The sequence below is a fragment of the Wolbachia endosymbiont (group A) of Epistrophe grossularia genome (genome assembly GCF_947251435.1).
Classification (GTDB): domain Bacteria; phylum Pseudomonadota; class Alphaproteobacteria; order Rickettsiales; family Anaplasmataceae; genus Wolbachia; species Wolbachia pipientis.
The window spans coordinates 1,307,181-1,323,593 of the sequence record NZ_OX366363.1 but is presented as its reverse complement, the minus strand read 5'-3'; the positions used below and the strand labels follow the sequence as shown (position 1 = coordinate 1,323,593).

General features: G+C 34.3%; 8 protein-coding genes and 2 pseudogenes. 7 read left to right on the top strand and 3 right to left on the bottom strand.

Annotated features, from left to right (window positions below):
* Positions 1–42: 42 nt before the first annotated feature.
* The 4 genes from OPR28_RS06630 to OPR28_RS06615 all read left to right on the top strand — a co-directional run bounded on the left by OPR28_RS06630 (position 43) and on the right by OPR28_RS06615 (position 6,015).
* The gene (locus tag OPR28_RS06630) at positions 43–1,524 is read left to right on the top strand and encodes a cytoplasmic incompatibility factor CifA (protein WP_264378219.1); all 1,482 of its coding nucleotides are present in this window, start codon (positions 43–45) and stop codon (positions 1,522–1,524) included.
* A gap of 53 nt (positions 1,525–1,577) precedes the next feature.
* Entirely contained in the window at positions 1,578–2,390 is an 813-nt protein-coding gene (locus OPR28_RS06625; protein ID WP_320157045.1) for a hypothetical protein, read from the top strand.
* 28 nt (positions 2,391–2,418) lie between these two features.
* A protein-coding gene (locus tag OPR28_RS06620) for an IS630 family transposase (RefSeq protein ID WP_265023237.1) occupies positions 2,419–3,277 on the top strand; the annotation gives its coding sequence in 2 pieces (ribosomal slippage) (positions 2,419–2,744 and positions 2,743–3,277; 861 coding nt in all).
* Positions 3,274–6,015: a C48 family peptidase gene (locus OPR28_RS06615; RefSeq protein ID WP_320157044.1), complete on the top strand. Its 2,742-nt coding sequence runs from the start codon at positions 3,274–3,276 to the stop codon at positions 6,013–6,015. Before OPR28_RS06620 ends, OPR28_RS06615 begins: the two co-directional genes overlap by 4 nt.
* A 161-nt stretch (positions 6,016–6,176) precedes the next feature.
* On the opposite strand, the pseudogene OPR28_RS07000 reads toward OPR28_RS06615, so the two are convergent.
* Positions 6,177–6,284: pseudogene (locus OPR28_RS07000) on the bottom strand (zinc ribbon domain-containing protein); the annotation flags it as partial.
* A 651-nt stretch (positions 6,285–6,935) separates the two neighbouring features.
* On the opposite strand from OPR28_RS07000, the gene OPR28_RS06610 reads away from it, so the two are divergent.
* The 3 genes from OPR28_RS06610 (at position 6,936) to OPR28_RS06600 (ending at position 13,191) form a co-directional block, all read left to right on the top strand.
* Positions 6,936–9,743, top strand: a complete 2,808-nt coding sequence (locus OPR28_RS06610; RefSeq protein ID WP_265023729.1) for a lipase family protein — start codon at positions 6,936–6,938, stop codon at positions 9,741–9,743.
* A 420-nt stretch (positions 9,744–10,163) separates the two neighbouring features.
* On the top strand, positions 10,164–11,717 hold the full coding sequence (locus OPR28_RS06605) for an ankyrin repeat domain-containing protein (RefSeq protein ID WP_265023728.1): 1,554 nt from the start codon (positions 10,164–10,166) through the stop codon (positions 11,715–11,717).
* A 145-nt stretch (positions 11,718–11,862) separates the two neighbouring features.
* On the top strand, positions 11,863–13,191 hold the full coding sequence (locus OPR28_RS06600) for a hypothetical protein (protein ID WP_265023727.1): 1,329 nt from the start codon (positions 11,863–11,865) through the stop codon (positions 13,189–13,191).
* Between the two features lie 298 nt (positions 13,192–13,489).
* Here the strand turns inward: OPR28_RS06600 and OPR28_RS07180 are convergent.
* Positions 13,490–14,584: pseudogene (locus OPR28_RS07180) on the bottom strand (IS3 family transposase).
* A 142-nt stretch (positions 14,585–14,726) separates the two neighbouring features.
* Positions 14,727–16,247 carry an HlyD family type I secretion periplasmic adaptor subunit gene (locus OPR28_RS06580; protein ID WP_265023725.1) on the bottom strand — a complete coding sequence of 507 codons (1,521 nt, stop codon included), beginning with the start codon at positions 16,245–16,247 and terminating at the stop codon, positions 14,727–14,729.
* Between the last annotated feature and the right edge of the window lie 166 nt (positions 16,248–16,413).

Below are 16,413 nucleotides of genomic sequence, written 5' to 3'. Positions count from 1 at the left end.
GTACAATGCCTTTTTTATATAAATACTTAATAGGAGGGGTTAATGCCAACACAGAAAGAGCTTCGGGCTACGATGTCCAAAAAATTACAGGAAGCTATTAAACATCCAGATCCAACAGTTGCTGCCGGGAGGAAGTCAGCTATCAAGAGATGGGTGGGGGTCCTTCAAGATAACTTTATGGGGCACATAAAATACTTTAAAGATGATAAGCTGAAGTTTTTGCATGAAGTGTTCCAAGATGAAGACTGCTGGTCAGGTATAAGATTAAATAATGCTGCTTTAGGTCAAAGGTTTACTGAAGAGAAAATAGGTGGAATAGATAATCCACTTTCAGAATATAATATAGCTTGTAGGTATTGCGTAGTAGATAAAATTCCTTCCCTCTTTGAGAAGCAATTTGATTCCTATAAAAGAAGTTTTTCATCTAATGCAGTTGATGGTAATGGTCGTCCTGTAAAAGATGATAATAAATACATACTAAATTCACTTTTGTATGGGATGAAAAGGGAAGATCCTGTATTAAGTTTCTGGATCGATAGAGAATCTGGGGGATTAAAGCAACCAAGTAATGCGTCAGAAGGTTTTGACAGTGCTGTAAAACTTGAATGGAGCGAAGGAGTAGAGTATTTTTATAATCATTTAAAAGAAGAAGATAAGGAAAAGAAACTTACAGAAGCTATTATTGCTCTGTCTCGTCCTCAATCTGTTGAGAAAGACGCTCCTATTTTAGATTTTTGTGTAAGGAATATAGCTGACAAAGATACTCTTTTACAGAAATTATTGCAGAAGGATAGAGGGGTATATTTCCTTTTTAGTAGGTTAATACGTTCATGTTTTTTTGATACGGTTCATGATTTGGTACAGTATTGGTGTTATAAAGGAGTTTCAGAACGTGGAGATCATTCAGAGAAAATATTCTCACAGCAAAACTATGAGATTCTTCTTTCTTCACTTTCAGATACAATGTTGAAAAATCCTGAATCAAGCGTTCAAGCTAGATCTCTCATTATGGAGATTTGGCAGTGTGGTAGTTTTAGTGAATATAAAAAGGCTGCTATTATTAATACTTCAAATGATAGAATTCCTATAAAGGGTGTACTTGCAGAATTGATAGTTAACTGGAAACGAGAAGACATTTATAAGTCTGATGAGGAAAAAGAAATAGAGAAAAAAGAAATACTAGATATGATGTTATTTGCTAAAAATAGCTTTCCTGAAAGATTTGAGTTCTTTAAGGGAAGGATAATAAAAAGTCTTAGATTATGTGGTAGAGAAGGTAAAAGAGTAAATGTAGATTACGGTCTGTTTGCAGAAGAATTATTCTCTGAGTTAGAGAAAACAATTTTACCACCTGGAGGTGATGGTCCTTGTAGTAATTTGCGATCACGATCTAAAGCTCATGGTAGTAAGAAAACAACTTTGCCAGTTGATGATAGTCCGCAGTCTGAGCTTGGAACTCCTAGTGTAAGTGGTGTTTCTTCTTATAAGAAAAAAAGCATCTTTACGCTTAGTGGTAATAAGTAATCCACTTATGAACTCTTGGTGTTTCTGGTCGTAGTAAATAAGGGGTATTTTGTATGAGTAATGGTGATGGACTTATTAGGAGTTTGGTGGATGGAGATCTTGAAGGATTCAGACAAGGATTTGAATCTTTTTTAGATCAATGTCCATCTTTCTTGTATCATGTAAGTGCAGGTCGTTTTCTTCCTGTATTCTTTTTTAGTATGTTTGCTACTGCACATGATGCTAATATCTTAAAAGCAAATGAGAGAGTGTATTTTCGTTTTGATAATCATGGTATTGATACAGGTGGTAGAAATAGAAATACAGGGAACCTAAAAGTCGCTGTTTATCGTGACGGACAGCAAGTTGTCAGATGTTACAGTATTTCTGATCGTCCTAATAGTGATGGGTTAAGGTTCAGTACAAGGGAGAGAAATGCTCTAGTGCGAGAGATTAGACGGCAAAATCCAAATTTAAGGGAAGAAGACCTAAATTTTGAGCAATACAAAGTATGCATGCATGGAAAGGGCAAGAGTCAGGGAGAGGCAATTGCAACAGTATTCGAGGCGATTCGTGAAAAGGATTTTAGAGGTAGAGATAAATTTGCCAAATATTCAGCATCCGAGGTTCATTTCTTGAGGCAACTCTTTAGAAATCACAGATTAACAATTAAGGAAATAGAAGGAAGACAACTTAATCAAAATCAGCTCAGACAACTTGATAGATCAGTCAATTTTGCACAGGTAGCACAAGGTCAACAAAGGATTGACAACTTTATGGAAATACTAACAAATGATGACGAAGAAAATGTAAGAGATTCTCTCCGAGAAGATATTTTAGAATATATAACTGATATAGCTCTTCTCATAATAATCCAAATAAGGTAAGATATGGATTTATGGTAGTGGGGTTTGTATGCCAGCAGCGTATAGTTATGACTTAAGGAAAAAAGCAATGGAAGCATTGGATGAGGGAGAAAGTAGAGCAACTGTTGCCAAGAGATTTAAAATTGGAAAAACGACTTTATATGAGTGGCAGAAAAGGCGTGAGGAAACAGGAGATTTTCAGTCAAAAAAGCCTGGAAGCGTAGGATATAACCATAAAATTACCGACTGGAATGTCTTCACCGAATTTGCAAAAAACCATGGCGGCAAAACTCAGTCAGAGATGGCTAAACTCTGGGGCAATATCAGTCGACAAACGATTCACCGCGCACTTAAAAATATTGGCTTTACAAGAAAAAAAGACCTACGGATATAAAGAAAGAAATGAAGAAAAGCGAGCTCAATTTGCAAAGGTTATAGCAACAAAATATCCTGAAAATCTTGTATATATTGACGAATCTGGGATAGACAATACAGAAGACTACCCATACGGATATTGCAGAAAAGGAGAGAGGTTTCATTCACTAAAATCAGGTAAAAAAACTCAGCGTGTCAGTATGATTGCAGCTCTAAATAAAAAGAAAATCATTGCTCCATTGACCTTTGAGGGATACTGCAACAAGGATGTTTTTGAGGCTTGGTTTGAGCAGTTTTTGACTCCAATTTTAAGGTCTGGCCAAACTGTAATTCTTGATAACGCTGCTTTCCATAAATCTAAAAAAATCGATGATCTTGCTAAAGGAGTAGGTGCTGAAATTCTTTATCTTCCTCCATATTCTCCAGACTTTAACGAAATTGAGCATCATTGGTTTGCTATAAAGAACAGAGCTAGAAAAAATATCCCTATTTTTCAGTCTTTCCGTCAAGCTGTTGATTCTGCTTTTTTATGATTTGTTCTGACTATTATGAGAAGAGCTATACCTATAATAATTATAGAGCGCAGATAGAAAATAATATTGAAAATCGCAGTCAAAAGTTTGAGAGTCACGGGTTTTTATTAGGCTTCTTAGCAAATTTTAGTCATCGCTACACAATAGGCATTGACCTTGACTTATCTCCTAGAAACTCACATGTTGCATTTCTTGTACGTCATCAAGCAGAAAGAGAAAATATTCCTATTGTTATTAATCTTGCTATATTTGACACACCGTCAGATGTTGCATTAAACTGTGCCATAGGCTACGCTGGAAGGTTACACAATTCTTCATTTATACCTATCCATACTGAATCAAGAAATACTGTCTGTGTTGGATTAAATTTTAATTTAAATCTAGATCCTTTTAGTGTTGATACGGTAGGGCTTCAACAGGATAGATTTCCTTTAGTACAAAGATTATTTGAGTGTTTGGAGAATGAAGGAATTAGAGAAAATATTAGAGATTTCTTACTTTACCATCTTCCTAATGAAATACCAAGAAATGCAGAGAATTATAATAGAATATTTGATTGCATAACTGGGTTCGCTTTTGGGAGTAGTGCTTTTGATCACGAGCAGGTGTTAATACAAAACAATAGACTGCAAGTAACAAAACACATATTTAGATATGATGATGGGGGTCATGCTTTAACCATGGTTTTTCATGCTCAAGGTTCTGATATAGTTATACTTCATATTAGAGCTCACGATGCGCAACAACAAGGAGCAATCAAATTACAAGATCTTAATATGAATGGGAATAATGTTCATGTATGGGAAGTTTCATGCACACTTAATGACCAATTTGAGCTATATATTGATCAACCAAATGACCTTGGTTTATATCACGATTACCAAAATAATAATGCAAATAATTTTCTTGATGGTGATCTTGTACAAGTGCCTAATGCTGAAAATGTACATGGTATTTCAGAAAGGGTTATGAATGATGGCTGGAAAAATGTAGGTCAGCATAGAGAACTATTTCAAGAGATCTCTGGAGCATTGATGCCGCTTATGGATGCAATAAATGTTAATAGTGAGGATAAGTTCCGTTCTATACTACATGGTACATTTTATGCTAGTGATAATCCTTATAAAGTGTTTGCTATGTATAAAGTTGGTCAAAAATATAGTTTGAAAAGGGGTCAGGAAGAAGAAGGAGAAAGGGTAATACTCACAAGAATTACAGAACAGAGATTAGACCTTTTATTATTAAGACAACCTACAGAAAATGATCCAGATACTCATCCAATTGGATATGTATTAAGATTTGCTAATAATGCAGAAGAAGTAGCACAAAAGGAGAATAACGCAAAAGATCGAATAAAAGAACTTATGAACAAGCAAAGAGGATATTTGCTTATTACTTCTGGAAATGAGGTGGTTTTATTTCCTCTTATATTTAATGCAGGTGCAGAGAGAGTAGAAGGTCTTATATCTATTCCACAAAGACTATATATACATAGGCTTGATCGCAGTACTAGAGGACTAGTAGGACCTAATAGTGTTATTGATGAAAATCCACCAGAAAATCTATTGTCAGATCAAACTCGTGAAAATTTCAGACGCTTTTACACGGAAAAAAAACCAGGACAGAACTCGATTTTTTTGCTTGATATAGATGATAATCTGCACGTTCCATTTAGTTACTTGCAAGGTACTAGAGCACAGGTAATAGAAACATTAAAGTCAAGAATAAGGGGAGGTGGTACTTCTACAGCACAAGGAATATTACAACAAATAAATGCTATCCTTCGTAGAAACAACGCTCGTGAGATAGAAGATGTGCATGATCTACTTGCACTAGACTTTGCAACAGATAATCAAAATTATCGTTATTGGCTACAAACTCATGACATGTTTTTCGCTGCACAACAATATACTTTCCATGATGATCGATCTAATCCAACTAATAATCGTCATGATTTTACAATAACTTCAGTAGGAGTCGATGGAAATCAAAATGATCCAACAGGTAGGGGCTTATTAAGTAGTCACATAGCTAACTTTAAACAAAAAGTAGATTCGGGTGAAAAAGATAGATTAATTGCTATTATTAATGTAGGTAATCGTCATTGGGTTACATTAGTTATTGTACACCAAAATGGAAATTATTATGGGTATTATGCTGATTCACTTGGTCCAGATAGTGGTATTGACAATAATATTCGAGGAGCTTTAAGAGAATGTGATATTAACGATGATAATGTCCATAATGTTTCCGTTCATCAGCAAACAGATGGCCATAATTGTGGCATATGGGTATACGAAAATGCTAGGGATATTAACCAAGCTATTGATCAAGCTTTACAGGGAAATAATAACTTTGGAGAGAAAGGTGAAGGTATTATAGGTTATATACGTGGTCTTCTTAGTGTAGGCATTGGAAATGACACTAGACAATCTCAAAGAAATGAACAATACTTTAAAAATCGGAGAAGAAATATTTCACAATTATTCCAAAATGATCCTCTATCTTCTCCTAGGGGTAGATTGATTCAAGATCATCCAGGAATTCAACATGAAATTGATCCATTACTATTACAATTTTTAGGACTCCAATACCCACAGCGTGGAGGTGGAGGAGCATTACAATTAGGCGGAGAAAGAGTGATATCAATTGATTTTGGTAACCCGCAGTCTGCATTAGATAAAATTGATGGAGTGAGTAGAGTTTATAACCATAGCAATGGTAGAGGTAGTAGGTAGAAGTTAATAGGTGGATGAAGTTTTCTTTACTCTATATTTACGCATTGGTTGTAATCGGTCTTCTAGGTTGTTTCTGCATATTTTATGGTGGTGTTTATTAACAATAATATAGAAGACTATTATTAAGACTCTTGTCCGTAAAGCACCTTCATTTGCTCCTCTCATGAGAGTGATATTTCCTTCAAGTCAGCTAGTTTTAGATGCTGAGGTTGTGTGCCGTTTAAAATGGCTTCCTTAATTTTGGGTATCAAATAATTTAAACGTAAGATTCATTGTAAAAGATAAGATTTAATTTGAAAGAAAAATTGATGTGGTTAACAACTTGACCTTGCGCAGTATAGGAATATTTTTTATAAAAAGAACAATATCCATTTGAAATGTAAAATTATCATAAATTTTTCTTTTTATTCTCAAATGAATTACTATTAATTCAGTAAACTATATTATTAACATCTCAAGTAAATCAACCATTTTCAGTGCTCAAAATCAAGGGCGGTGAGAACAAGTTTCTTTGGGATCGTATGGACTACCACTTGTTCTGTGCGAACTTTTCTATATAATAATTCTACTATACCGTAAAACCAGCTATATTAGCCTATTTTGCCACATTTATATACGAACTAATTCGCTTAGCTTTGTTGTAATAATTTTACGTTTTTGTTTTTGAAACACCCCTTTTACGTAAAAAACTCTCACAAATATACGTACTTTTTTTGTGTTTTGTGAAGAAAGTAAATAATTGAATTGCTGTTAACGCTAGTTACTGTAATATTCCTCCCAGAAACGCTCCTGAACAAATATTGCTTGTACCGTTGAAGACGAAAAGATTTATGGTTAATCTTATTAAATTGATAACTTATTTGACTAAATAATTGCATAGTGGTATACTAAGTTAATTAAGCTTGTAGTAAGTAAGAAATATGCCAGGTGTTATTGATAATCAAAATTCTATTAGCGATGATTTTGTAAATATTAGCAATACTTTAATAAAAGAGGTCTTAATTGAAAAGCTCGGACCAATTAAGAGTGAATTAGAAGCTCGAGATGAACATGATCTCGACGCGCTTTTGAATCAAGACATTTCTAGTTTAATTAAAATATGGAAGAATATAGAGCGTTCTGAGAATAGTGAGTTAAATGATGCTTCTGACCTTGCCGATCTGATAACAGGACAAATTGCAGAATTTGATAAAGAAAAATTACTAGAAATGTGTACTCTCAGTAAAATTGCCTATGGTGATGGGGACAGGAAATTAAAGAAAGATGAATATGAAACTAAAAGGCAGTTTGAAGAAGCAGGTTATCAAATAATAAAATTTTATGACAATGAACTCATTCAAGATAAATATTGCTCGGATAGTGATTATAAATTAGAACAACACAATGTCGGCTATGCTTTGACGGGTAGCAATTCATACAATCGAGATGTTGGTTATGTTTTTATTAAAGACAAGGAAGTAACTATAGCTTATCATGGTACTCGCGATTTGAATGATTTGAAGGAAGATCTTCGTGCATCTTTGACTAAGTTATCATTTTTATCTGGAGATAATTATATCCACTCTGGTTTCTACTCTTTATTCAAACGCTCTTGGCCCAGCGTACACAAGATATTACAAGGGCATGCTAATGATAAAGGATTAGAAGGAATCAAAAGTTTAAAAATTAATGTTACAGGTCATAGCATGGGAGGTGCTCTTGCTACTATAGCTGCTTTATGTCTTGATAAAACAGAAGAAGCCAAAGACATTAATGTTGCAACTTTTGGCTCCCCAAGAGTTTTCTACAATGATGCTGCTGAAGTTTACAGTGAGTGTCTTGGAAAGAAGACTATTAGAGTAGCTTGTCAATCAGACCGTCTGCCACACGGTAATGCTGGTGCGCATTATAAACATGTAGGTAAACCATTAAAACTAGAAACGGATAAAGTTCTAGATTATTTAGAGCCATACTATCATAAAATTGATACCTATTATAAACTTATTCGGGAAGTAAAGCAGGAAAATTTTAAATCAGACAGCAATGCATCTAGGTATTTTTATATTTCTTACGTGCTTAGTCCATTTTACCACTTAATAAATTGTCTACTTAACTTTACATGTATAGATGGCGAGAAATTCTTTGAAGAAGTCAGGGAAGAAAATAAGGATATTAAGCTTTCTGAAATACCGATTGAATATGCCCCAAAATTAGAAGAAAAATTGAAACAAGAAGAACAAGAGTGTGATGAGCTTAATGATAAAGTAGCTCAATTGACTCAAGACAAGAGTCAACTAAAAGAAACGCTAAAGAGTACACAACAAAGCTTGAATGAAAAAACTGAGGAACTTAACAGCAAGGATCAAGAGCTGAATGATGCGAACCAAAAGCTGGAAGAGTTTAAAAATACACAAGCTCAGTTTGCGCAGGAGAAGAAAAAGCTAAATCAAGGCTTGGATGCAAAAGCTAAAGAACTTAAGAGTACAGGAGCTCAGCTTGCAGAGAAGGAGGAAAAGATTAGCAAGCTAAATAATCAAGTAACTAAATTTACTGAAGAAAGCAGTAAGCTTAAAGAGCAATATAAGAACATAAAAGTTAACCTTGAAAACAGCAAGACAGGGCTGGATAATGCAAATGAAAATATTTTAAAATTAAAAGAAGATTTGGAACAAGCAAAACAAAAGATTGATGATGCAAATCAAAAGGTTTCACAATTACAAGCTCAGTTAGAACGAGAGCAAGAGAGTGCAAAGCAAGAATTGGCTAAAATAACTAGGGAATTTGAGAGCAAAGAAGCTAACCTTGAAAACAGCAAAAAAGAGCTGGATGATAAAAATAAAGCCTTGAATGCAGAAATTCAAACATTTAAGAGCACACAAACTCAGTTGGAACAGGAGCGGGATAGTGTAAAGCAAGAATTGGTTGGCAACACTAGTGAAGTAATTCAACTTGCTCAAGAACTTGAGGAAACAAAAAAACAACTCGTAGAGGGGAAGAAAGAGCTAGATGTTGCAAAGAAAAATATTTCACAATTAGAAAAAGATCTAAAGCAAGCAAAACAGCTAGAAGGGCACCTGAATAGTGCAAAGCGAGACTTAACTAACAAAACTGGTGAAGTAACTCAGCTCACTGAAGAAAACAACAAACTAAAGAATGAGCTAAAGCTGAAAAAGCCCAAAAATGAAAATAACGACCTGAAGACAAAGCTGCAGGAATCTGAAACCAAAAGTAAAGAACTAGAGAGTCAAGTTAAAAATCTACATGAACAACTTGAAAGCAAAAATAGGGTGGAAAGTCAAATCCAATGTTTGCAGGAACAACTTGAAGGTAAAAATAAAGAGCTGAATAGTACAAAGAAAAATGTTTCACAACTAAAGCATGAGACATTAAGTAAACAAGCAAGTATTGATTGTCTTACTAAAAAAGAAATTCAACTTTTATCAGAAAATAGTCGGCTCGCCAAAGAAAAAGATCTCAGCCTGGGTAATGAAAACAAAAAACTCTCAGCAGTAAATGCTCAAAGTAGAAAGCAAGTAATCTATGCTTCTGTTTCTTTTTTGTTATCTGTGGCATTTGCTGTTGGTGCAAGTTTAACAATGTTTCATTTAGCAATGTGTATTTCACTTGCTGTAGCTGCATTAACTTTTCTTGCAGTAGGATGTTACTGTTCGTATGAAGCAAATACAGCGCTTAGCAATGTTGAAATTGATCAAACAAACGGTATCGATCTTGCAGATGCTAAAAAATAGTTTTTAAGGTTTTAAATTATACTCGTCCCACCACTTGTACCGTTTGAACTTTCTTGTATAATAGTTTGACTATATCGCAAAACCAGCTATATTAGCCTACTTTTGCCACATTTAGGTACGAACTAATTTGCCCAACTTCGTTGCAACAATTTTACGCTTTTATTTTCACAACGCCGCTTTTATTTAAATTATTCTCACAAATATACTTACTTTCTTGCGTTTTTGGGGAAAGTCAATAATTAAAAATTTTGTGATGCTGAAGAAAGGCATGTTTCTATTGAATTGCACAAATATGCTCCTTCTACCGATCAAGCAGAGCAACTAAAACAATCGCTCGTAATTTTCAGGAAGACATATAAAATTCTTGACTTTTGTATCAGGCATATAATGATTAAAGCGGTTTTAAACTAAGGTAAAATTATGAATTTAAGTGAGTTGCAAGAGATATTAAGAGCAATAATACAAGATGGTGTAGATGAGAGTAATGTTATTGATAGAATAGAAAATCAGCTAAAAGAACAAGATTTTGACATAATATTTTCCGATATGGATGTAAAGACTACTTTACTGCATGTAGCTGCTTCCATGGATCGCTTAAGAATAGTTGAATATCTTGTAGGTAAAAAAAATGTTGCTATTGATTTACAAGACAAGGATGATCATACTCCCCTACACAGTGCTGTTCGCAAGAATAATTTCAGTATAGTTGAATATCTTATAAAAAATCATGCTGATCCTAATGCAAAGAACAATCACGGCTTTACTCCTTTGTACTTTGCTGCCATTAAGGGTTACTTAGACATAGTTAAATATCTTGTAAAAAACGGAGCTACTCTTGATCTACAAGACAAGGATGGTGATACTCCTTTATATGCTGCTGCTTCAAAGGGTTACTTAGATATAGTTGAATGTCTTATAAAAAAAGGAGCTAATCCGAATATGAAGAACTATCGTGGCACTACCCCCTTACATGCTGCTGTTAAAGGTGGTTACTTAGACATAGTTAAATATCTTGTAAAAAACGGAGCTACTCTTGATCTACGAAGCAAGAAGGGTGATACTCCTTTATATGCTGCTGCTTTAAGTGGTCACTTAGATATAGTTGAATGTCTTGTAGAAAACGGAGCTCCTCTTAATCTACAAGACCCGATTGGTAGTATCACTTTATACTGTGCTGCTTCAAATGGTCACCTAAACATAGTTAAATATTTTATAGAAAAAGCTGATGTTGAGACAAAAAACAGTTATATCTACACTGCTTTCTATTTTGCTATTTCAGAAGGTTACTTAAACATAATTGAATATCTTGTAAAAAATGGAGCTGCTCTTAATGTGCAAGACTCGATTGGTAATACCCTTTTACACCATGCTGCCACTAAGGGTTACTTAAACATAGTTGAATATCTTATAAAAAACGGAGCTACTCCTGAGGCAAACTATCGTGGCACTACCCCTTTACACCATGCTGCTTTAAAGGGTCACCTAAACATAGTTAAATATTTTATAGAAAAAGCTGATGTTGAGACAAAAAACAGTTATATCTACACTGCTTTCTATTTTGCTGTTCTAGGAGGTCACTTAAACATAGTTGAATATCTTGTAAAAAACGGAGCTGCTCTTAATGTGCAAGACTCGATTGGTAATACCCCTTTACACCATGCTGTTTTAAACAAGCACTTAGATATTGTTAAATATCTTGTAAAAAACGGAGCTGCTCTTAATGTGCAAGACTCGATTGGTAATACCCCTTTACACCATGCTGCTTTAAAGGGTCACCTAAATATAGTTAAATATTTTATAGAAAAAGCTGATATTGAGACAAAAAACAGTTATATCTACACTGCTTTCTATTTTGCTGTTCTAGGAGGTCACTTAAACATAGTTGAATATCTTGTAAAAAACGGAGCTGCTCTTAATGTGCAAGACTCGATTGGTAATACCCCTTTACACCATGCTGTTTTAAACAAGCACTGATTACAATGATCTCATCTCTTCACTTCTGGATAGTGGAGCTAGATCTGATATATGTGATAAACAAGGAAAGACCCCACTAGACATAGCAATTGATAATTGTAACTACTATGCTGAAGGTTATCTTTTAACTGAGGATCACAAAAGGTTGCAGCAAGAATTAGACTGTATTCTTGGTGGTGTTGACAAAGATAACCCTTCTTCTCTAAGTAAAGGTCTTACTGTATTAGAAAAGTTTTTGAATGAACGCAAGGGTACTCAAGACTTAAAGAGAGTTTTAAGCCTTCATAACAATAAAGGGAAGTTACGAATCTTTCAATATATCAGAAATGTTTTTCATAGTGATGAAACTTGTTGTAAAGAAGCAGAAAGATTGTTGCTGGCAGCAGGAATAAAAGATTTCAAAGGGTTAGATAGTGAAAAGCATCTGCTTAAATCTAGGACTCTATGGGATAATTTAATACTAGACCAGCAGGCAAAGTTAGAAGTGTTTTTAGATGAAGTAGGTAAAGCGCAAGACATGAATCAATTAGAACAAGTTGTAAACGAAGCTATAAAGTCTGGAATAAGGTTTAATTTTCCTCATCAAGGAAAGCTATATGGAAAGATGTATGAAGATAAGTATAACTTTATGGATTGTGTGATGAAAAGAATAAAAGAGATTAGTGAATTAGAAAAGAACTCCAAGGTTGCTAGTGATATAATATGTAAATTAGTATCAAAAGGAGCGGTGTGGTATGTTATAGATAGTATGTATGTGCTCAATACACTGGAATTAGAATTTGAAGATCATGAAACTAATATGATAAAAGCTCATGGAAGTTGTGTAAATCTTACTCTCAAGTTTATGGAAGTTGTTAGAGGTGCAACTAATGGTAAGTTAAAAGATGCAAAAATGGACAACTCTACTTTCTACTTAGAGTATTCAGAGGATAGCATAATAGATGTCGCAAAGATAACAGATGGGGCAAGGAGCTTAGGGTTAACTCAAGGAAAAATAGAATACGGAAGAGATATAGTAAAGATCGGTAAAAGTGAGGTAGAAATTATAACGGAAAATGGCATAAGGCATTACACTAATCTTGCAGACAATAGTAATATAGTGTTAACTTTCTCTACTAGTTTAGGAGAATTAGAAGTTAATTTGTACCCTGACAAGCAAGATAAAATAATAGTAGAAGTTAGTAACAAAAAGGAAATACTGGAAAAGTTCAAAAATTGTAAAGAAGAATTAGGTGAGAATTGCTCGCTTGGTGGATATTGGGTCTACGATGCTATTAAACAGGGATATTTTGAAAGGTCTGGAAAACTTTGTCAATCTTTTGAAACAATTAGTCTATCTAAAAAAGTCTCAGAAGGAGTCAAAGCAGCGGTAAAAGGTTTAAAGTGTGGTGATATAGTGAGTTCTTCATCCAGTAATATATTTCCTCCAAAAGCGATTATGCAGGAAGGTAAAGCAAGAGTACCAGGAGCATGAACTCAAAGTTGCTTAGGGTCAAGTTTTGAGTATTTTACTAAAATAGCTTTAACATTTTTTGGGGAATGTTTTAAATCCTATGGTGATGTTAAGTTAATAGCTTAAGAGATATTCTAAAGGAGTTATCTTATTTAAAAAATTACTTGGACGCTTATAGTTTTTTGAGCATAGCCTTTCATGTTAGATTCAAAGAAGACTGAATAGGCTGCTCCACACTTTCTACTTTCTCGAGCTTGGTGTTGGGCTTAAAGGTATTGACCTTACCCAGAAAAAGTGGAGAGAAAGTTTGGAATGTTTTTCACAAAGAGAATGATGAATCAAAATGCTCAGGAATGCAATAGTTAATAGTGACGTTGTTTGTTATAAAAAATTTCTATGTATTCAAATATTGCAGTTCTAGTTTGTTGAGCAGAGTGTTGTGAAGTATCAATAAGTATTTCTCTTTTCAATGAGCTAAAGAAGCTTTCCACAACAGAATTGTCGTAACAACAACCTTTATGACTCATCTATGTTTTTTATGGATAAGAGATATTGATAACCTTGCGAAGTATATTGTGAACCTTGATCACTATGTAATAGTAGATTTTTGGCAGGTTTACGCTTGTTAACGGCCATTAATAAAGAGTCCATAACCAATTGTTTATTTATTGAACTGCTCATTAACTACCATGCGTGAATATAGATCGATTATTGTTGCCAAATATAGCCATCCTTCTTTGGTTTTTATATAAGTAATCCCATACTTTATTTGGTTGATCGACAATAAAGTTTTGGTCTAATATATTGGGAGCTACTGTCCGTTTGTTGTTTCTTAATTTTAAATTTTCTTCTCAATATAGCCTGAATACCATTTTTCTGCATAATACTTTGCACTGTTTTTAAGTTGCAACTTTTACCCAAAGCCTTTAATTCAGCATGAATTTTAGGAGCTCCATATCTACATTTAGAAGCTTGATATATTTTTTGAATATCTGCTAATAACTCTTTATTTGCTGATTCTCTACTGCTTATTTTTCTTGTGGTCCACTTATAGTAGCCACTAGCAGAAAATCCTACATAATTCCTGTACTTTATAGCAGTTACTATATAAAAAAATATTTTACTCTTTTTGACTGGCCAGGGCTTTTTTTAAAATGTCTCTTTCCCTTGTTACTCTTGCTAACTCTCTTTGTAAATCAAACCTCTCTTTGTCGTAAGGAGCCATGTTACCTCTACCTGGAAATGCATCTGCTGCCAACTTTTTTTCGTTGTGTTTCTTTATCCATTTTCCTAATAAACCACCCTTTATTCCTAAATCCTTTGCTATTTTTGTAATTGTTTGACCTGCCTTTCTTTGTTCATTTGCCAGCTTAACAGCTTCCAATTTGAATTCTGCCGTATATTCTCTTGCCATTTCTAATCCTCCAAAATTTTATTTTACCCGAAAAAACTCCTTTCTTTCTCTCCACTTTTTCTGGGTAAGGTCAAGAAGCCTATTGTCTAATTATGTACCTAAATTTTATTACGGCACTTTCACTACTACTTTAACGAGTGAGCTACCTTTCTATAAAAGACCTATCGACTGTTGCAATTATAGGCGTAAACAAGAATGATAAAAGAGTACGAGATTGAGTAACTATGTACACTTCTGCTGGCATACCAGGGTATAGGTATACGTTTTTAAACTGAGCAAGCTCTGGTTTTGGTATCACTACACGTACTGAATAATAACGCCCTAGCCTTGGATCATCAAGGGCATCGGGAGAAATATTGCTTACTATACCATTAATTAAACTTAAACGACGTGCACTGTAAGCACTTAAACGAACTTTAACCTTTAGCCCTTCTAGCCCATCAATAGAGACTATGTTGCTATCTTTCTTTTGTGCTGACAGTATCTCTTCTATGTTTCTGGTCTGAATTTTAGCATCTATTATTAGGTCATCATCCGATGGCACTACGCTCATGATCGGAACTCCAGATTGTATAACACCACCTTCAGTATGGTATCTTATATCTGTGACTATCCCATCTTGAGGCGATTTAATTATTGTACGTGCTAATGAATCTTCAGCAACTATCAGTCTCTCTTTCAAGTCTGCAATAGACGTACTAACTTCCTTAAGTTCAGCGTTTGCTCTTTCTTGAGAATCATTTCTCACGTTTATAATTTCTAATTCGTTCTCTCCAATTTTTTGCTGCACTTGAGATATTGCAGAACGGTAATGTCCAACTCTGCCTTCAATTTCAGCAAACTGCTTTTCTAAAGCTAAAATGTGTGGTTTGCTTATATGGCCACTATCAAGTAATTGTCTTTTTGTTTCCAACTCCTCAGTTATCAAGTCATATTGCTTATGAGCTGCATTTAGTTGAAAGTTTAGCCCCGCTAATTCATCATTTAACTGCTTTATACGTTGTTGCAGTATGTCTGTTTTTCCCAATATGCTCTTTCTCTGAGAGTTGAACAACTTTACTTGATTCTTTATCGCTTTATTTACAAGTTCATCGTGAGATAATTTTTTAACCTCATCAGGAAACTCGAGCGTGTCCAAATCTACTCTGATTGCAAGAAGCCTTGCTTCTGTTGCTAAAAATGATAAGAGCTTCTCTTTGATGATACTTAAATTCGCCTTCTCGTTAACATCACTCAACAAAACTAGAGGCTCATCTTTTTTAACTGCTTGACCCTCTTTTACTAAAATTTTGCTTATTATTCCTCCGCCCAAGTGTTGAACTATTTTTCTATTTGAAGATACAATAACTTCTCCACTTGCATGCACCGCACCGTCAATTGGAGCTATAGCCGACCAAATACCACCTATCCCAAAAAAGATGAGTATTACTACCAGACCAAAAAATAGTGGTCCCCATGTTACTTTCAGGACTTCATTTACGTTATTACTTTCGCGTTTTAAAATAAAATTTATCACTGCATCAATCAATGCAAACGTCTTATCCAAAAATTTTGGGTACTTCTTCTTTTTATTTTTTGCTCCTTGCATATTTATATTATCACCATGGCCAATCAAGCCTGTCAAAGAAAATCCAGCGCTAAGCTTTTTTAACTTACTTATCATAATACTACTGTGAATTTGTGTTAACTCAAGATAACACACAAAAACAAAGAATCTATAATTTAAGCATTCCATTTAGACTGTAGAGCACCAGAATAAACTATTTAGTAACAATTCCTGCATCAACTATGTTTTTAAAATTTTTTGACGTTTAACTTTATTATAACTT

Bases quoted from the DNA above. Each gene is read 5' to 3' on its own strand.
- OPR28_RS06625 (WP_320157045.1), top strand. From the start codon at position 1,578: ATGAGTAATGGTGATGGACTTATTAGGAGTTTGGTGGATGGAGATCTT.
- OPR28_RS06610 (WP_265023729.1), top strand. From the start codon at position 6,936: ATGCCAGGTGTTATTGATAATCAAAATTCTATTAGCGATGATTTTGTA.
- OPR28_RS06615 (WP_320157044.1), top strand. From the start codon at position 3,274: ATGATTTGTTCTGACTATTATGAGAAGAGCTATACCTATAATAATTAT.
- OPR28_RS06630 (WP_264378219.1), top strand. From the start codon at position 43: ATGCCAACACAGAAAGAGCTTCGGGCTACGATGTCCAAAAAATTACAG.
- OPR28_RS06580 (WP_265023725.1), bottom strand. From the start codon at position 16,247: ATGATAAGTAAGTTAAAAAAGCTTAGCGCTGGATTTTCTTTGACAGGC.
- OPR28_RS06605 (WP_265023728.1), top strand. From the start codon at position 10,164: ATGAATTTAAGTGAGTTGCAAGAGATATTAAGAGCAATAATACAAGAT.